Origin of the sequence: Marinobacter shengliensis (genome assembly GCF_003007715.1) — a bacterium.
Classification (GTDB): domain Bacteria; phylum Pseudomonadota; class Gammaproteobacteria; order Pseudomonadales; family Oleiphilaceae; genus Marinobacter; species Marinobacter shengliensis.
In genome coordinates this window covers 368,594-387,228 of record NZ_PXNO01000027.1, presented here as the reverse complement: position 1 = coordinate 387,228, position 18,635 = coordinate 368,594, and the positions used below count along the sequence as shown (strand labels likewise).

Below are 18,635 nucleotides of genomic sequence, written 5' to 3'. Positions count from 1 at the left end.
CGCACCCTGTCCGGAATGCGCCTTGAATTCTTGCGGCAGCTTTCGCAAGCGAAAGCTGCCAAAGAAAGAGCCTTTACTTAACGGCGTCTTTCAGGGCCTTGCCTGCTTTGAATCCAGGCACTTTAGAGGCCGGAATCTTGATTTCAGCGCCAGTCTGCGGGTTGCGGCCAGTACGGGCGGCGCGCTCTTTCACAGAAAAGGTACCGAAGCCGATCAGGGTAACCTGATCGCCTTTCTTCAGTGCTCCAGTGATGGAGTTGGTCATGGCATCCAGCGCACGGCCAGCTGCAGCTTTGGAGATATCTGCGGACTCTGCAATTGCATCGATAAGTTCGGACTTGTTCACACTAAACCCCTTCGATTTCAGGTTGAAGATGTTATAGGTCGGTTTGTTTTTCGAGGACGTTCCCGACTATCGCATATGCGGTCGGAGAATTCCATTCTTCAGTTTTCTTATTCCTTTCGGTAGTACACCGGTGTTCGGAATAGGCACTTACTGCGCGGGAGCCCTTGGTATTGGCTGCTTCACGGCGAAACAGTTATACCAACGGGCTCTCAGGCATGTCAACAACTCATCGGGGGTTTAATGTGTATTTATGCGCTCGGCAGCATCGCCGGCGTCATCTCCGGCTTTCGACGAGGCGCCCTCTTTTGCCGAATCGGCGGTGCGCGGTTCCGGCTGGTAAGCCAGTGCAATGTCCAGAACCTCGTCAATCCACTTCACCGGACGAATCTCAAGAGAGTCTTTTATATTGTCCGGTATCTCTTTGAGATCCCTGACATTTTCATCGGGAATAATGACGGTCTTGATGCCACCCCGATGGGCTGCCAGCAGCTTCTCCTTGAGCCCGCCAATCGCCAGAACTTTACCCCGAAGGGTAATCTCACCGGTCATGGCCACCTCGGCCCGGACCGGAATTTTGGTCAGTGCAGACACCAGCGCTGTGCACATGCCAATACCGGCACTGGGGCCATCTTTTGGCGTTGCACCCTCAGGTACATGCACGTGGAGATCGTGCTTTTCGTGGAAGTCATCGGCAATGCCAAGGCCAGAAGCCCGGCTGCGAACCACCGTCAGGGCCGTCTGAATCGACTCCTGCATGACGTCCCCCAATGAACCGGTCTTGACCACTCGACCTTTACCTGGGGTCAGAGCACATTCGATGGTCAACAACTCGCCACCCACCTGGGTCCAGGCAAGCCCGGTCACCTGACCAATCTCGTTCTTCTCTTCCGCCAGACCATACTTGAATTTCTTGACGCCGGAGTAGTCCTCCAGCATCTCGGGCGAGAGGGTCACAGAGGCCTTGTCGTTGGCCTCTACGTGCTCCCTGACCACTTTCCGGCAGATCTTGGCGATTTCCCGCTCCAGGCCCCGCACACCCGCCTCACGAGTGTAGTAGCGGATCAGGTCACGCAGTGTCTGTTCGGGAATCTTCAGTTCGTCCTTGCGCAAACCGTTCGCCTTGATCTGCTTGGGCAACAGGTAGCGCAGAGCGATATTGACCTTCTCTTCCTCGGTGTAGCCCGGAATCCGGATGATCTCCATCCGGTCCAGCAGGGCCGGCGGAATATCCATGGAGTTGGAAGTACACACGAACATCACGTCAGAGAGGTCGTAATCCACCTCCAGGTAGTGATCGTTAAAGGTGTGGTTCTGTTCAGGGTCCAGCACCTCAAGCAGGGCAGACGCCGGATCACCCCGGTGGTCCATGCCCATCTTGTCGATTTCATCGAACAGGAACAGCGGGTTCTTCACGCCAACCTTCGACAGCTTCTGCAAAAGCTTGCCTGGCAACGCGCCGATGTAGGTTTTCCGGTGGCCGCGAATCTCTGCTTCGTCCCGAACGCCGCCCAGGGCCATCCGGGTATACTTGCGGTTGGTCGCCTTAGCGATGGACTGCCCAAGCGACGTCTTGCCTACGCCGGGAGGCCCAACCAGGCAAAGCACAGGCCCCTTGACCTTCTTCACACGGCTTTGCACTGCCAGGTACTCAAGGATGCGCTTCTTCACCTCATCCAGGCCGTAGTGGTCCTTATCCAGGATCTCACGGGCCTTCTCCAGATCGTGACGCACGCGGCTGCGTTTTTTCCAGGGCACCGCCAGCATCCAGTCGATGTAACCCCGCACAACGGTGGCTTCCGCTGACATGGGCGACATCATCTTCAGTTTGTTGAGTTCTGTTTCGGTTTTCTTGCGCGCCTCTTCCGGCAGGCCCGCTTCCTCGAGCTTCTGCTCAAGCTCTTCGAAGTCGTTATTGCCTTCGCCCAGATTGCCCATCTCTTTCTGGATGGCCTTCATCTGCTCGTTCAGGTAATACTCGCGCTGGCTCCGCTCCATCTGTTTCTTGACGCGTCCGCGAATGCGCTTTTCCACCTCAATCAGGTCGATCTCACCGTCCAGCTTGCCCAGCAGCAGGTCAACACGCTTGCGAACGTCCAGCGCCTCCAGCAGTTCCTGCTTCTCGGGAATACGCATTTCAAGATGGGCCGCCATGGTATCCACCAGGCGCTCCAGCTCCTGAATCCCCGTCAAGGCATTGGAAACCTCTGACGGCACCTTCTTGGACAGCTTCACATACTTTTCAAACTCGTCCATCAGAGTCTTGGTGAGCACATCCTCTTCGCGCTCAGGTAAAGACTCTTCTTCCATCAGAATGGCCTGTCCTGACAGGAAATCACCCTCGGAAATATCGGTAATGCTGGCCCTGGCATTGCCCTCAACCAGCACCTTGACGGTACCATCCGGCAGACGAAGCATCTGCAGTACGGTGGCCAGAGTACCCATGGAGAAGACATCCACGGCACCAGGCTCATCGGTTGAGGCGTCTTTCTGGGCGACCAGAAGGATTTCCTTGCTGCCCTCCATCGCGGCTTCCAGTGCCTGGATGGACTTCTCCCGGCCCACAAACAACGGGACCACCATGTGCGGAAACACCACCACGTCCCGCAGCGGGAGTAACGGGTAGTCTTGCACGGTTTCTTCAGATATACGGGTCATAGGGAATCCTCTGACAGCATTTTATTCAGCATATCACCCATCATTGGGGCGGCGGCGAAAATTGCAATCTTTTTACGAAAGGAACCGATGGGCAGGAACAGCATTCAGCGTCATGAAAAAGGGGCGATAGTCGCCCCTTTTCAATGCACTGCCAAATGACCTCAGAACTCAGTCAGTCCTCGGGTACCGCCTTGGCATGGTCGCTGCTTGCGTAGATCTTGAACGGCTCGGAGTCACCGCTGATGACGCTGGCATCAATCACCACCTTGGAGACGTCATGTTCAGATGGAATCTGGTACATGGTATCCAGCAGTGTGGCTTCCATGATTGAACGGAGGCCCCGGGCGCCGGTTTTACGCTCCATCGCCTTGCGCGCCACGGCACGCAGTGCGTCTTCCCGGAAGTCCAGCTCCACGCCTTCCATATCAAACAGTTTCTGGTACTGCTTGGTCAGCGCGTTCTTGGGCTCGGTGAGGATCTGCACCAGGGCTTCTTCATCCAGCTCAGTCAGCGTAGCAACCACCGGCAAACGGCCAACAAACTCCGGAATCAGGCCAAATTTCACAAGATCCTCGGTTTCGACATCACGGATGATGTCACCGGTATTCTTGCTGTCGTCCTGGCTCTTCACCGTTGCGGAAAAGCCTATGGAACTGCGCTCCGAACGCTCCTGGATCACTTTCTCCAGGCCGGCAAAAGCGCCACCGCAAATAAACAGCATGTTGGTGGTGTCTACCTGCAGAAACTCCTGCTGCGGATGCTTGCGACCACCCTGGGGCGGAACCGACGCGACCGTACCCTCGATCAGTTTCAGGAGCGCTTGCTGCACACCCTCACCCGACACATCACGGGTGATGGAGGGGTTATCGGATTTACGGGAAATTTTGTCGATTTCGTCGATATAGACAATGCCGCGCTGCGCCTTTTCTACATCGTAGTCACACTTCTGCAGCAGCTTCTGGATGATGTTCTCGACATCTTCACCCACATAGCCGGCTTCGGTGAGCGTGGTGGCGTCTGCAATGGTGAACGGCACATTCAGCATCCGGGCCAGCGTCTCAGCCAGCAGGGTCTTGCCACTCCCGGTCGGACCGATCAGCAGGATGTTACTCTTACCCAGTTCAACGTCGCTTTTGCCTTCGCCATAGCGCAGACGCTTGTAGTGGTTGTAAACCGCGACAGACAACACAACTTTGGCGCGATCCTGGCCAATCACATATTCGTTCAGGGTCTCGCGGATTTCCGCCGGCGTGGGAAGACGATCGCTGGCCTCTTCCTGGGCGTTTTCCTGAATCTCTTCGCGAATAATGTCGTTGCACAGGTCAACGCACTCGTCGCAGATGAACACCGAGGGCCCTGCAATGAGCTTACGGACTTCATGCTGGCTCTTTCCACAAAACGAGCAGTACAGCAACTTGCCGTTATCGTCGCCTCTGCCGTTTCTTTCATCTGCCATTGAAATACCTCTGTTCTTCGTTGGTCGGCGCAATCAAACAATACGCCGACCAGGGATGATGCGATGACTTTCAGTATTATTTATTCGGTACGCGCTTATCAAGTATTGTATCGATCAACCCGTACTCTTTCGCCTGCTGCGGATCCATGAAATTGTCGCGGTCAGTGTCGCGCGCGATGGTCTCGAGATCCTGGCCGGTGTGCTCCGCCAGCAAGGTGTTGAGGGTATGGCGAATCTTCAGGATTTCGCGAGTATGAATCTCGATATCCGTCGCCTGCCCCTGGTAACCACCCAGCGGCTGATGAATCATCACCCGGGAATTCGGCAGGCACGCCCGTTTACCCTTGGTGCCCCCTGACAGCAGGAAGGCGCCCATGCTGGCCGCCTGGCCGATACACAAGGTGGCAACATCCGGCTTTACAAACTGCATGGTGTCGTAGATGGACATACCAGCAGTCACAGAGCCGCCTGGGCTGTTGATATAAAGGTGGATGTCCTTGTCCGGATTTTCGGATTCCAGGAACAGCAGCTGAGCAACGACCAGGTTTGCCATGTGGTCTTCGACCGGGCCAACCAGAAAAATCACCCGTTCCTTGAGCAGCCGGGAATAGATATCAAAGGAACGCTCTCCGCGTGCCGTCTGTTCAATTACGATCGGCACCAGACCGGCGTTGGTTATCATTGTAGGGCCATCAAACGGTTTCTGCGTCATGTGCGCCTGAACTCCTTATGGACAATGGGCATGGACTCCTGTGGCAGGATATCCGGAAGTGATCGTCAGGATACCCTTATACTCTGCCACCAGTGAGCCCAGATGAAAACAGCCGGACACGCCGGCTGTTTCCAGAAAGCGACTCCGGGCCAGGCCCGGGGCCATCAGCGCTGGGGCTGACCGGCCTGAACCGCTTCTTCGTACTTCATTTTCTTCTCTTTCACTTTGGCCTGACCAAGCACATAGTCCACCACGGCATCTTCCAGAACAGATGACTCGATCTGAGCTTTCTGGTCCGGGTTGTTGGTGAAGTGCGCAACAACCTCTTCAGGCTGTTCATACGTAGATGCGATCTCCTGGATCTTTTCATCCACCTGGGCCGGCTCGGCCTTCAGGTCGTTCTTCTTGACCACTTCCTGGAACAACAAACCAGTCTTCACGCGGCGCTTGGCCTGCTCTTCGAAGATTTCCTTGGGCAGCTGCTGGAAGTCAACCTGGCCACCGAAACGCTGAACGGCATCCTGGCGCAGGCGATCAATTTCCTGATCCACCAGGGCAGCCGGAATCTCCAGCTCGGTGGTTTCCAGCAGTCCGTCAACAACGTCGTTCTTGACCTTGTTGGACACCGCCTGCTTGAGCTCGCGCTCCATGTTTTTCTTCACTTCTTCACGGAAGGTCGCTTCGTCTTCGGCTTCAATACCGAACTTCTTGAAGAACTCCTGGTCCAGTTCCGGCAGCTGCGGCTCTTCTACCTTGTGGATCTTGATATCGAACTTGGCAGGCTTACCAGCCAGGTCTTCGTTGTGGTAGTCCTCGGGGAACTCCACTTCGATTTCCAGATCTTCACCGGCCTTACCACCAACAATGGCCTTTTCGAAGCCCGGGATCATCTGACCAGAACCCAGAGTCAGACGATGGCCTTCAGCGGCGCCGCCTTCAAACTCTTCACCTTCGATGAAGCCTTTGAAGTCGATGGTCAGAACATCTTTGTTCTTGGACTTGCGCTTGACTTCTTTCATGGTGGCCTGCTGACGACGCAGGTTGTCAATCATGGTATCGATGTCTTTGTCGGTCACTTCAGCAACCGGCTTCTCTACCTCAACCTTGGACAGGTCGCCCAGCTCGATTTCAGGCAGCACTTCGAAGATGGCCACGAACTCGAGGTCTTTGCCCTCTTCCATGGTTTTCGGTTCAAACTTCGGCCAGCCAGCCGGGTTGATATCCTGCTCCTGCAGTGCCTTGATGTAATGGTCGCGCATGGCCTCGCCAACCACTTCCTGGCGAACGCTGTCACCGAAACGACGCTTGACCACGCTCATGGGCACCTTGCCAGGACGGAAACCGTTCAGGCGCACGGAACGGGCAGTTTCCTGCAGGCGTTTCTGAACCGCCTGATCGATTTCCTGGGCGGGCACACCAATCGTCATGCGACGCTCGATGTTAGAGGTCGTTTCAACAGACACTTGCATGGAAGTTCCTCAAATTACAGATTCTGTAGGTGAATGAAAATTAAGACAAAACCCTGTTCAAAGCGACAAGCCCGAAAGGGACGCAAAATTAAAAGCCGGTAGTTTATCACGGTTTACCCCACCGAGAGAATCACCCGGTAAGGCTGAATATCGCTTTGAGACCAGCGCCACAACCGACATAGATAAAAATGGGGGCATTACTGAAAAAAGAAAGGGTGGTGCGAGAGGAGAGACTCGAACTCTCACGGGTTGCCCCGCTGGAACCCAAAAGAGACACACCCTTATAAACCCCTTGTAAATCAGCATATTACAGGATTACTTCAAACTAAAAATTTACATTTTTGTGTCATTCTGGCACAACTTTGACACCCTTCAGGCACCCTGTTTAGCTGCTATTCCTCCTTCCTTTATATGCGTCAAATCGTGGCCACATATACGTCAAATCGTGGCTATTTTCGGGGGTAGGGTCAATCAAGACGGTAGCACCTCTGCTAACGAGTGGGGCGTTAGATCACAGAGAGCCCCGGATGCGGTTAAAGGTGCACTGGTCTGCGGGGCCCCAGAGGTGGTCAGTAGCAAAGTCACCCGTAAGCTGATGGTCGGTACTAACATCAGTATTCCCGTATCTATCACCGTACAGGCTCAGCAGGGTATGTCAGATGACGAGGCACGCAAGCAAAGCCGCGTAATGGGCGCAAGTTCCGAAAGCCAGATACGCAAGACTGTAATGGATATGCCCCTTCGGATGATGAGCTGTATAACCGTTTTCAACACGATGGATAGATAATCTGTCGTGCAACTCTCTAAGCAATTCTTTTTATTATAAAAGGAAGCCATGAGACACAAGGATGTGTCTTTTTCGTGCCAAACTTTCGAAAAATGCACCATAACCGGGGTATCTGGTAGTCTTCTATCAATCCGTATACACAGCATGGAGATACAACCGGTGTCATTGGACGTGATAAAAACACAGATGCGGCATTTTCTGGCGTCGAAAGAAGAAGAGGTTTTAGCTATCCGGGGTGATTGGGGGGTAGGTAAAACTTTCACATGGGATCAGACCTTACGCGAGGCTCAGGCGTTAAAACAATCCGGCGAAGACCCTAACGCTATCGGATTGAATTACTATGCCTACGTGTCACTTTTCGGTGTGTCTAGCCTACAGGATTTAAGGACTGAGATAGCTTTCAACAAATTAAATACAATTGATCTAAAACACGCAGAAGGCGTAAGGAAATTTCAGCAGGCATCCGGTAAATTCTTACCCAAAATCGTTACGCAAGCGCTTAAATATGCCGGCGTCAGTGCCGGTACCTTAGTTGATACCATGTTTGCGTCTATGTCTAACTCAATGATACGTAACACCATAGTTTGCATCGACGATTTTGAACGCTGCGACATTCCAGAAAAAGAAACTCTTGGCTTTATCAACGACCTTAAATGCAAACGTGGCTGCAAAGTTGTCTTATTACTTAATGAAAAACAAACCAAAGATTTCAAAAGCTATCGAGAAAAGGTAATAGATTACGATCTAGAGTTTAAATTACACCCATCTGAAACTAGGCAGCTTCTAAAATACGAGGTTGACGACGGGTTAATTGACCTAGTATTTGATCATTGCCAAAAGCTAAAAGTTACAAACCTACGAATAATAATAAAAACCCTTAAGCTATTAGAGCAAGCAAGAACAAGCCACAATTTAGAGAGCTATGGACTAGATTTACAAATTCAGTTCGTCAATACGCTTACTTTAGCAAACTACTGCTTTTATGGTCACGACACCAACACGCCAGATATAGGTTTTCTACTTGACCTAGAGGCCAGAAGCTCTACAAAGGTACTTCGATTGCTTCAAGACCAATACAAGGACGATAAAGTTACACCGGATCAAAAAGAAATAAATGAAAAATATAAAGTGTGGGACGATTTATTAATTAGATACGGATACCAAAGCACAGACAACTTTGACGAAGCTATAATAATGTCTGTCATATCTGGCTACATAGATAAAGATGAATTTAAGATAGTGGCGAAAGCAAAAGACGAAATATATAAATTTGAAAGCTCATCCAATGACATAAACGATGCAATAAATGCTTTCTACACATTGCTGATGAATGAAGAAAATCTAGAATTTCGCTCAAAAGAATTAATAAATTGCCTGATAGAAAATATTGAGAATGTAAGGCCAAAGAAACTAAATGATGCATACAAGATATTAAAGAGGATAGGAAAAAAAGAAGAAGCCAAAGAAATTATCAACCGATATATTGCCGTAAATATCGGACAGCACCACTATTTTTCTTTCGAAGATTCAGCACGGCGTTTAAGTTGGGACGATGACTTGAAACCCCTAATGGAAAAAGAATACAAATCAGCGATTAAAGTGCGCCCCGCGATAGATACTTTCAAAGCGATTATTTCACAGGACAATCCAATACCGTCAGAGCTAGACATAGAATCTTTAGAAGACCTAACATCAAATGACATTGAAGAGTTAATAAGGAATCATGAGGTTGGAAAACTGAAAAAGACTATAAAATTACTATTGGAGCTAAATGCTCATGACATGAGGTTAAGTCACATTTACACCAATACAATTAGTGTTTTACAGAAAATAGCCTGTGAATCAGAGCAAAAGAGAATGCTAGTTGAACATTATGGTATTCCAATGGACAACAGACTTGATGAATAACATTAAAAGAAAAAGGGGCATTCAGCTCCTTTTCAATCACTTTTTCCAGCTTGCTACAGTGTCAGCCCCGTACTTTACACGCCACTCTTTCAGCGTCTTATGGTTACCACCAGCGGTAACTACCTTTTCGCCCGTGTGAGGGTTAGTCCAAGTACTGGGAGTACGCTTAGAGCGTCCGCCAGGTGCTACCTCACCACCAATAATCTTAGCTACATCCTTAGCGTGTTTGGCGTGTTCATCCTTAAAGCTTTTCAAGCGCGGCTACACCCACCATCAAGGCACCTGAGAAGCCACAGGAGACGTATTTAAAAGAAAGTTGACCCCAGGTAGCACCATCCCTATAAACGTTCCCAGAAGGGCCTACAGGACCTGCCTTTTACCTACAACCAGCCATAAAAAAAGCCTCTAGATCGTCTCTAGAGGCTTTCTCAAATCAGACCGAAAGACGTTCAATCTGAATCTAGACCCTCAATGTTTGGCAGGACGTACTGACACTGATTGGCACATTTTGAATTCACACTCAAAAGGCCCTGCTCTACCAAATCCCGTAAGCCTTTGATTTAAAAGTGGTGCGAGAGGAGAGACTCGAACTCTCACGGGTTGCCCCGCTGGAACCTAAATCCAGTGCGTCTACCAATTCCGCCACTCTCGCGTATCTGGCACTGTACCGAAACGACCCAACGCCGTACAGACAGGCAGAAGAACAAACAAGGGGAAAAGTGGGGTGGACGAAGGGGTTCGAACCCTCGACCGCAGGAGTCACAATCCTGAGCTCTACCAACTGAGCTACGTCCACCACATCAGGGAGGTGCCTTTGGCGGCACTCACTACTGCTTGCTTCAACTTTGCTGGTTTGGCGATCCGGTCCGGACTCACGACTTGATGGCGCGCCCGGCAGGACTCGAACCTGCGACCATCCGCTTAGAAGGCGGATGCTCTATCCAGCTGAGCTACGGGCGCTTGACCGTTCGCCCACCTGAATATCCAGAAAATGGTCGGGGTAGAGAGATTCGAACTCCCGACATCCTGCTCCCAAAGCAGGCGCGCTACCAGACTGCGCTATACCCCGTTTCGACTGAACAACAAGTGCCTCAGCAAAGTTGGCGCGCATATTACCGGCGGCTGAGGCATCCGTCAACAACGATTTCAAAAATCATAGAGATAACGTTGCCTAAGAAGACCCGGGCAGGCACAAAAAGTTCCCCAAGGAGCTTTGCCTGAGTCCCGGTTCAGCGCATTGGCGTAAATGCCGAAGCATGAGACAATGCCCGGCCTTCACTTCTTCACTATTCATGCCCAACCGACAAGACGGAAACATGAGCGCCAAACTGATTAACGGAAAAGAGATCGCCGCCCGGGTTCGACAACAGGTGGCTGCGGGCGTACAGGCCCGGAAAGCCAAAGGCCTGAGAGCACCCGGCCTGGCAGTGGTTCTGGTGGGCAACGACCCCGCCTCCCACGTGTACGTGGGCAATAAACGCAAAGCCTGCGATGAAGCGGGCATTCTGTCGCTGTCCTATGACCTGCCCGAAGACACCTCTCAGGCGGCCCTGGAAGCACTGATTGATGAGTTGAACGAAAACCCCGCGGTAGATGGCATCCTGGTTCAGCTCCCCCTGCCCTCGCACCTGGACGCCGACCCGATCCTGGTGAAGATTCGCCCGGATAAAGACGTGGACGGGTTTCACCCCTACAACATCGGCCGCCTGATGCAGCGCAAGCCCTGCCTGCGCCCTTGTACACCGGCCGGCGTGATCACCCTGCTCGACTCCATAGGCACGCCCTACAAAGGTCAGCACGCGGTGATTGTGGGCGCCTCAAACATCGTGGGTCGCCCCATGAGCATGGAACTGCTGCTGAAAGGCGCCACGACCACCGTGTGCCACCGGTTCACCGACAATCTGGAGAAATTTGTGGGTGAGGCGGATATTCTGATTGCCGCCGTCGGCAAGCCCGGCATTATCAAAGGCGAGTGGGTAAAACCCGGCGCCACCGTGATTGACGTGGGCATCAACCGCATGGACGACGGCAAGCTCTGCGGCGACGTAGACTTCGCGGCAGCCGCCGAACGCGCCGCCTACATCACCCCGGTCCCTGGCGGCGTAGGCCCCATGACCATCGCCACCCTGCTGGAGAACACCCTCTACGCGGCGGATGTGCTTCACCGCTAGCTGTCTGTCAGGGTCTGTCCCCAAAGGGGACTGACCCACCTTTGCCCGTCCCCGCCCCGAAGCTCGAGCCCATGGATCTAAAAAGGGTCAGTCCCCATTCGGGGACAGACCCCAATGCCAAAGCTCGAGCCCATGGGTCCAAAATGGGTCAGTGCCCCAAGGGTCTGTCCCCAAAGGGGACTGACCCCCTTTTGCCCGCCCCTGCCCCGCAGCTAGAACCCATGGGGCCAAAATGGGTCAGTCCACGAGTGGAAGTCAGCAAAGGTGGGTCAGACCCCGTTCGGGGTCAGACCCGAAAAAAAACCCGCCGGAGCGGGTTTTTTTGAACGCGGAGCAGATTACTGCCCGTACTTGGCCTTGGCCTTCTGGCGGTAGGCGTGCAGAAGCGGCTCGGTGTAACCAGCCGGCTGCTCACGGCCTTTCAGAACCAGATCCACAGCTGCCTGGAAGGCGATGCTGTCGTCGAAGTTCGGGGCCATGTTGCGGTACGCGGCATCACCGGCGTTCTGCTTGTCTACTACGGCAGCCATGCGCTTCATGGTTTCCATGATCTGCTCTTCGGAGCAGATACCGTGGTACAGCCAGTTGCACAGCAGCTGTGAAGAGATACGCAGGGTCGCGCGGTCTTCCATCAGGCCTACATCGTTGATGTCCGGCACCTTGGAACAGCCCACGCCCTGGTCGATCCAGCGTACAACGTAGCCAAGGATACCCTGGGCATTGTTGTCCAACTCCTGCTGGATGTCTTCCGCGCTCAGTGAAGACGGATCGTCCATCACCGGAACCGTCAGGATGTCGTCCAGAGACGCCCGCTGACGGTTAGCCAGCTCTTTCTGCACATCAAACACGTTCACCTGGTGGTAGTGGGTGGCGTGCAAGGTAGCGGCCGTCGGCGACGGAACCCAGGCGGTGTTGGCGCCAGACTTCGGGTGGCCAATCTTGGCTTCCAGCATGCCGGCCATCAGGTCAGGCATGGCCCACATACCCTTACCAATCTGCGCAACACCAGACAGACCCGCTTCCAGGCCGATATCTACGTTCCACTGCTCGTAGGCGTTGATCCAGGTGGCCAGCTTCATCGGGCCCTTACGGATGAACGGACCCAGCTCCATGGAGGTGTGAATCTCGTCGCCGGTGCGGTCCAGGAAGCCGGTGTTAATGAACACGGTGCGATCTTTGGCAGCGTGGATACAGGCTTTCAGGTTCACCGTGGTACGGCGCTCTTCATCCATGATGCCCACTTTCAGGGTAAAGCGCGGCAGGCCAAGCGCATCTTCAACACGACCGAAGAATTCGTTGGTGAACGCCACCTCTTCCGGACCGTGCTGCTTGGGCTTAACAATGTAAACAGAGCCCTTGGTGCTGTTCTGGAACTTGCCATCAGCCTTCAGATCGTGAATGGCGATCAGTGAAGTGACCAGGCCATCCATCAGGCCTTCCGGAATCTCGTTACCGTCTTTCAGCAGGATGGCCGGGTTGGTCATCAGGTGGCCAACGTTACGAACGAACAGCAGGCTGCGGCCCTTCAGGGTCAGTTCGCTGCCATCAGCACCGGTGTAGGTGCGGTCGCCGTTCATACGGCGAGTCATCATCTGGCCGCCCTTCTCGAAGGACTCTTCCAGGTCACCTTTCATCAGGCCGAGCCAGTTCTTGTAGGCTACTACCTTGTCGTCTGCATCAACCGCCGCAACGGAATCTTCGCAGTCCATGATGGTGGTCAGGGCGGATTCCATCAGCACGTCTTTGACGTTGGCACCATCGTCTTTGCCGATCGGATGGCTGGCATCGATCTGGATTTCAAAGTGCATGCCATTCTTCACCAGCAGAACGCCAGTGGGGGCATCGGCGGCACCGGTGTAGCCAACAAAGCCGGACTCGTCTTTCAGGCCGGCGACTTCACCATTCTGCAGTTTCACCGCCAGTTTTCCGCCGTCGATGTAGTATTTGGCAGCATCTTTATGGCTACCGGAAGCCAGGGGCGCAGAGCCGTCCAGCAGGTTGCGGGCCCACTCGATGACCTTGGCACCGCGAACCGGGTTATAGCCGCGACCTTTATCAGCGCCATCTTCCTCGGAAATAGCATCGGTGCCGTAGAGGGCATCGTACAGGCTACCCCAGCGCGCATTGGCGGCGTTCAAGGCGAAACGGGCGTTCATCACCGGAACAACCAGCTGCGGGCCGGCCATGGTAGCGATTTCCGGATCTACGTTGGCAGTAGAGATTTTGAAATCGGCAGGCTCATCGACCAGGTAACCGATCTCTTTCAGGAACGCCTTGTACTCGGCCATGTCCAGCTTCTGGCCCTTGTGGTCACGGTTCCAGGCATCCATCTTTTCCTGGAGGGCGTCACGCTTGGCCAGCAATTCGCGGTTGCGCGGAGCCAGTTCGTTCACAATTTTGTCGAACTCGGCCCAGAATTTGTCAGCGTCAACACCGGTGCCCGGGATCGCTTCGTTATTTACGAAATCGTACAGATTCTTGGCGATCTGGATGCCGCCAACTTGAACGCGTTCTGTCATCGTTGCTTGCCTCAATGGGTTTGTAGTTCCCGACTCCCCTTCTAGCGCCACGGGCGCGGGGCATTCTGATTTGAGCGCCGCATTGTACGTGAAATTCCCTACAAGGTCATTCCCATGCAGCACAATGCGGCTTTAGGTGTAATGGTGCGAGTCAGGCCCGGCGCCAGGTGGTGCCTTCGCGACTGTCGTCCAGAATAATACCCTTTTCGAGCAGCTCATCCCGGATACGATCGGCCCCAGCAAAATCTTTCGCTTTGCGGGCATCGGCGCGGTCCTGAATCATGGCCTCAATATCTTCAGCAGTCAGCTCACTACCGGTATCGGCCTGGAAGAAAGCTTCCGGGTCTTGCTGAAGCAGCCCCAGCACGCCACCCAGACGAACCAGAATGGCTGCGCTGCGCTTGGCCTGCTCGTCATCGCCTTCACGGCGGTGATGATTGATGTCGTTGGCCACGGCATGCAAGACCGCGATGGCACCGGCGGTATTGAAATCGTCGTCCATCACTTCGGCGAACCGGCGATCGTGGTCGGTTTCCGGCACGTCACTGTCCTTGGCCGGGGTAATACCCCGCAGGGCATGATACAGCTTGGTCAACGTCCGCCCTGCCTCAGCAAGACTTTCCTCGGAATAGTCCACCTGGCTGCGATAATGGCTGGAGACCAGAAAGTAGCGCACCACTTCCGCCGGATACTTTTCCAGGATCTCACGGATGGTAAAGAAGTTGCCCAAAGACTTGGACATCTTCTCTTTGTTCACCCGAATGGCGCCGGCGTGCATCCATGTATGTACAAACTTGTGGCCGGTGGCACATTCCGACTGGGCAATTTCGTTCTCGTGGTGCGGGAACAGCAGATCCGGCCCGCCGCCGTGAATGTCGAAGGTGTCGCCCAGGCACTTGGTGGACATAGCCGAGCACTCAATATGCCAGCCCGGTCGGCCATCGCCCCAGGGAGACTGCCAGCTAACTTCGCCAGGCTTGGCGGCTTTCCACAAGGCAAAATCCGCAGGACTACGCTTGGCTTCCTGCACATCCACCCGAGCACCGGCCACCAGGTCTTCGAGTTTTTTCTTGCTCAGTTTGCCGTAGTCCGGGAAGGAATCCACCGCGAAATACACGTCACCGTTATCAGCCGCGTAGGCATGGTTGCCCGCAATCAGCGTCTGGATCATGGCGATGATATCGTCGATGTAGGCGGTAGCCCGCGGCTCATCGCTGGGAGCCAGCACACCCAGGCGCGCTTCGTCTTCATGCATGGCGTGAATCATGCGGTCGGTCAGGTCGGTGTAGACCTCACCATTTTCATCGGCCCGGCGCAGGATCTTGTCGTCGATGTCGGTGATGTTACGCACGTAAGTCACATCATAGCCACGGTGGCGCAGGTAACGGGTAACCACATCGAAGGCCACCAACACCCGGGCGTGGCCCAGGTGGCAGTAGTCGTAGACCGTCATGCCACACACGTACATGCGCACCTTACCCGGCTCGATGGTCTTGAACGCTTCCTTCTGCTGCGTCAGCGTATTGTAGATACGCATTACTTGCCTCCCTTGCCCCAGGAATCCCGAAGTGTGACTGTCCGGTTGAACACCGGCTTGCCGGCCTTGGCTGTCAGCTCCTGATCACAGAAGAAATAGCCCTCGCGCTCGAACTGATACGGTAAATCGGTCCTTGGCTCGGCCAGACTTTTCTCAACCCGCGCGCCCTTCAGCACCACCAGAGACTCCGGGTTCAGGTGATCCAGGAAGTCACCTTCCTTGTCGCTGTCCGGGCTCTCGTGGTTAAACAGTCGGTCATACAGGTTAATATCGGTTTCGATGCTGTCATTGGCCGATACCCAGTGAATCACGCCGTTAGGCTTGTAACCTTCCGGGTTCACACCCAACGTGTTCGGATCGTACTCGCATTTGAGTTCAACGATCTCACCGCTGTCATCGCGCACCACCTCTTTACAGGTCATCACGTAACCTCCGCGCAGACGCACCGCCTGCTCCGGCGCCAGACGTTTCCACTTACGCGGCGGCTCCACCTCGAAGTCTTCCCGGTCGATGTACAGAGTCTGGCTCCAGGTGACGTCCCGCTCACCCATCTCCGGCTTCTGCGGGTGCACCGGCAAGGTCAGGGTTTCGGTCTGATCAGCCGGGTAGTTGGTGAGAGTCACTTTTAGCGGGCGCATGACGCACATGGCGCGGGGCGCCCGGTCGTTCAGGTCTTCCCGGATGGCATACTCCAACATACCTACATCAACGGTACCACCAGCTTTGTTAACACCGATCATGTCGCAGAAGCTGCGAATGGATTCCGGGGTGTAACCACGGCGGCGCATGCCGGAAATTGTCGGCATACGCGGATCGTTCCATCCCTCTACCACATGTTCGTCCACCAGGCGCTTCAGCTTGCGTTTGCTGGTGATGGTGTAATTCAGGTTCAGCCGCGCAAACTCAATCTGGCGCGGATGGCACGGAACGGTGATGTTATCCAGCACCCAGTCGTACAGGGGGCGGTGGTCTTCGAATTCGAGCGTACACAGGGAGTGAGTAATCCCCTCCAAGGCATCAGAAATCGGGTGGGTGAAGTCGTACATCGGGTAGATGCACCACTTGCTTCCGGTCTGGTGATGGTCGGCGTAGCGAATGCGGTAAAGAATCGGGTCCCGCAGGTTGATGTTCGGGGAGGCCATATCGATCTTGGCCCGCAACACCAACTCGCCGTTCTGGAACTTACCGTCGCGCATGTCCCGGAACAACTGCAGGCTTTCTTCCACCGGGCGGTCCCGGTATGGGCTGTTCTTGCCGGGCTCCTTCAGGGAACCACGGTATTCAGCCATCTGCTCAGCATTCAGTGCACACACATAGGCCTTGCCTTTTTCGATCAACTCCTCGGCAAAGGCGTACAGCTGGTCAAAGTAATCTGAGGCGTAACGTACGTCGTCCGCCCACTCGTAGCCCAGCCACTCGACGTCCTGCTTGATGGCATCGATGTATTCCTGACTTTCCTTTTCCGGGTTGGTGTCGTCAAAGCGAAGGTTACACTCGCCACCGAAGGTTTGCGCAATACCAAAGTTCAAGCAGATCGACTTGGCGTGACCAACGTGCAGGTAGCCGTTGGGCTCCGGCGGAAAACGGGTAACGACCTTGCCAGTGTGCTCACCCTTGGCGATGGCGTCTTCGATCAGGCTCTGAATAAAATTGTGGGCTTTCTTCGACTCGGCGCTCATACAATCTCTGTCAACGGGGAATGGATCCGGGGAGCACGGTGCAGGCTCCCTTAAACCGCCTATTATACTCACAAATCGTTGCCGGACTCATGCACAGGACGAAACTCTTGAGTACAATGCAACCTTCAGACCCACAACCCCTATTTAACAGGACGACCTGATGATTCTGCTGCAGACCAACCACGGTGATATCAAACTGGAACTGGACTACGAAAAAGCCCCGGAAACCGCAAAGAACTTTGAGCAGTACGTTCGCGACGGTTTTTACGACGGTCTGATCTTTCACCGTGTTATCAGCAACTTCATGGTTCAGGGCGGCGGCTTTGAGCCGGGCATGACCCCGCGCAAAACCCGCGAGCCCATCCAGAACGAAGCCGACAACGGCCTGAGCAACATGGTCGGCACCATCGCCATGGCCCGAACCATGGACCCGCATTCTGCCACTGCCCAGTTCTTCATCAACGTGGAGAACAACGGATTCCTCGACCACACCGCCAAGAATGCCGAGGGATGGGGCTACTGTGTGTTCGGCAAAGTGGTTGACGGCATGGAGACCGTAAACAACATCCGCGCCGTTCGCACCACCATGCGTGCCGGCCACCAGGACGTGCCATTTGAGGACGTCATTATTGAAAAGGCCGAGGTTCTGGAGGACGCGTGACCACGCTGTTTATCTCGGATCTGCACCTTGAGGAGTCGCGCCCGGATATTACGGACGCGTTCCTGACGTTCCTGCGAGAGAAGGCAGCAGGGGTTGAGCAGCTCTACATTCTGGGCGATTTTTTTGAGGCTTGGATTGGTGACGACGAGCGCACACCGCTCCAGGAGCAGGTTGCTGGCGCCCTGAAGCAACTCAGTGACAGCGGGACGGCCATCTTCCTGATGCATGGCAACCGGGACTTCCTGATCGGAGAAGATTTCTGCCACCGGTCCGGCGCCACCCTGCTGGACGACCCGACGGTGATCGATCTGTATGGAACGCCTACTCTGCTGCTGCACGGCGACAGCCTGTGCACTGCCGATGTGGAATACCAGAAATTCCGCGCCAACATGCGCAACCCGCAGATGCAGAAGATGATGCTGGCCCGCCCCCTGGAAGACCGCCAGCAAATGGCAAAGCAATTACGGGCGCTGTCGATGGCCAAGAACCAGGGCAAGGCGGAAGACATCATGGATGTGACGCCAGAGGAAGTAGTCAAGGAGCTCGAAGCCCACGGCGTTCAGCTGATGATTCATGGCCACACCCATCGTCCGGCCGTGCACCACCTCGAAGCCAATAACAAACCAGCGCGCCGGATTGTGCTCGGTGACTGGCACAGCCACCTTTGGTGGCTGGAAGTACAGCCCGGCAAGGAAGCTGAGTTGAAAAAGCAGCCCCTGCAGCCTTAATGCCGCA

At 54.3% G+C, this 18,635-nt stretch carries 13 protein-coding genes and 4 tRNA genes; 4 read left to right on the top strand and 13 right to left on the bottom strand.

From position 1 onward, the window contains the following. Positions 1-73: 73 nt before the first annotated feature. The 5 genes from C7H10_RS14950 to tig form a co-directional block, all read right to left on the bottom strand. Positions 74-346, bottom strand: a complete 273-nt coding sequence (locus C7H10_RS14950) for an HU family DNA-binding protein (protein ID WP_008174603.1) — start codon at positions 344-346, stop codon at positions 74-76. A 237-nt stretch (positions 347-583) separates the two neighbouring features. Then, positions 584-3,001, bottom strand: coding sequence for an endopeptidase La (gene lon, locus C7H10_RS14945; protein WP_106695493.1), 2,418 nt, complete (start codon positions 2,999-3,001; stop codon positions 584-586). Between the two features lie 172 nt (positions 3,002-3,173). Continuing rightward, complete coding sequence (gene clpX, locus C7H10_RS14940) at positions 3,174-4,457, bottom strand: ATP-dependent Clp protease ATP-binding subunit ClpX (protein ID WP_106695492.1); 1,284 nt, start codon at positions 4,455-4,457, stop codon at positions 3,174-3,176. Positions 4,458-4,533: 76 nt separating this feature from the next. Further along, positions 4,534-5,169 carry an ATP-dependent Clp endopeptidase proteolytic subunit ClpP gene (gene clpP / locus C7H10_RS14935; protein WP_058090435.1) on the bottom strand — a complete coding sequence of 212 codons (636 nt, stop codon included), beginning with the start codon at positions 5,167-5,169 and terminating at the stop codon, positions 4,534-4,536. Positions 5,170-5,333: 164 nt separating this feature from the next. Then, positions 5,334-6,638, bottom strand: coding sequence for a trigger factor (gene tig / locus C7H10_RS14930; RefSeq protein ID WP_061330964.1), 1,305 nt, complete (start codon positions 6,636-6,638; stop codon positions 5,334-5,336). Between the two features lie 946 nt (positions 6,639-7,584). Here tig and C7H10_RS14920 point away from each other — a divergent pair. Continuing rightward, positions 7,585-9,333: a P-loop NTPase family protein gene (locus tag C7H10_RS14920; RefSeq protein ID WP_146136822.1), complete on the top strand. Its 1,749-nt coding sequence runs from the start codon at positions 7,585-7,587 to the stop codon at positions 9,331-9,333. Positions 9,334-9,369: 36 nt separating this feature from the next. Here the strand turns inward: C7H10_RS14920 and C7H10_RS19485 are convergent, their stop codons facing one another. The 5 genes from C7H10_RS19485 to C7H10_RS14895 form a co-directional block, all read right to left on the bottom strand. Continuing rightward, positions 9,370-9,588: a hypothetical protein gene (locus C7H10_RS19485; protein WP_425269125.1), complete on the bottom strand. Its 219-nt coding sequence runs from the start codon at positions 9,586-9,588 to the stop codon at positions 9,370-9,372. A gap of 312 nt (positions 9,589-9,900) precedes the next feature. Further along, positions 9,901-9,985 (bottom strand) — tRNA-Leu (locus tag C7H10_RS14910). A 68-nt stretch (positions 9,986-10,053) separates the two neighbouring features. Continuing rightward, a tRNA-His gene (locus C7H10_RS14905) sits at positions 10,054-10,129 on the bottom strand. Between the two features lie 87 nt (positions 10,130-10,216). Next, positions 10,217-10,293: transfer RNA gene (locus C7H10_RS14900), tRNA-Arg, on the bottom strand. 32 nt (positions 10,294-10,325) lie between these two features. Beyond that, a tRNA-Pro gene (locus C7H10_RS14895) sits at positions 10,326-10,402 on the bottom strand. A 247-nt stretch (positions 10,403-10,649) separates the two neighbouring features. On the opposite strand from C7H10_RS14895, the gene folD reads away from it, so the two are divergent. After that, positions 10,650-11,504: a bifunctional methylenetetrahydrofolate dehydrogenase/methenyltetrahydrofolate cyclohydrolase FolD gene (gene folD, locus C7H10_RS14890; RefSeq protein ID WP_106695489.1), complete on the top strand. Its 855-nt coding sequence runs from the start codon at positions 10,650-10,652 to the stop codon at positions 11,502-11,504. Positions 11,505-11,842: 338 nt separating this feature from the next. On the opposite strand, the gene C7H10_RS14885 is transcribed toward folD, so the two are convergent. The 3 genes from C7H10_RS14885 to C7H10_RS14875 form a co-directional block, all read right to left on the bottom strand. Continuing rightward, positions 11,843-14,023 (bottom strand): malate synthase G, encoded by a 2,181-nt coding sequence (locus C7H10_RS14885; RefSeq protein WP_106695488.1) that lies wholly within the window; start codon positions 14,021-14,023, stop codon positions 11,843-11,845. A 151-nt stretch (positions 14,024-14,174) separates the two neighbouring features. Further along, entirely contained in the window at positions 14,175-15,560 is a 1,386-nt protein-coding gene (gene cysS / locus C7H10_RS14880) for a cysteine--tRNA ligase (RefSeq protein WP_106695487.1), read from the bottom strand. After that, positions 15,560-17,239: a glutamine--tRNA ligase/YqeY domain fusion protein gene (locus C7H10_RS14875; RefSeq protein WP_106695486.1), complete on the bottom strand. Its 1,680-nt coding sequence runs from the start codon at positions 17,237-17,239 to the stop codon at positions 15,560-15,562. Before C7H10_RS14875 ends, cysS begins: the two co-directional genes overlap by 1 nt. Positions 17,240-17,399: 160 nt before the next feature. Between C7H10_RS14875 and C7H10_RS14870 the strand changes: the two genes are divergently transcribed. Further along, positions 17,400-17,900: a peptidylprolyl isomerase gene (locus tag C7H10_RS14870; protein ID WP_072677569.1), complete on the top strand. Its 501-nt coding sequence runs from the start codon at positions 17,400-17,402 to the stop codon at positions 17,898-17,900. Then, the gene (gene lpxH, locus C7H10_RS14865; protein WP_106695485.1) at positions 17,897-18,628 is read left to right on the top strand and encodes a UDP-2,3-diacylglucosamine diphosphatase; all 732 of its coding nucleotides are present in this window, start codon (positions 17,897-17,899) and stop codon (positions 18,626-18,628) included. The genes C7H10_RS14870 and lpxH overlap by 4 nt, the downstream gene beginning before the upstream one ends. Positions 18,629-18,635 lie beyond the last annotated feature (7 nt).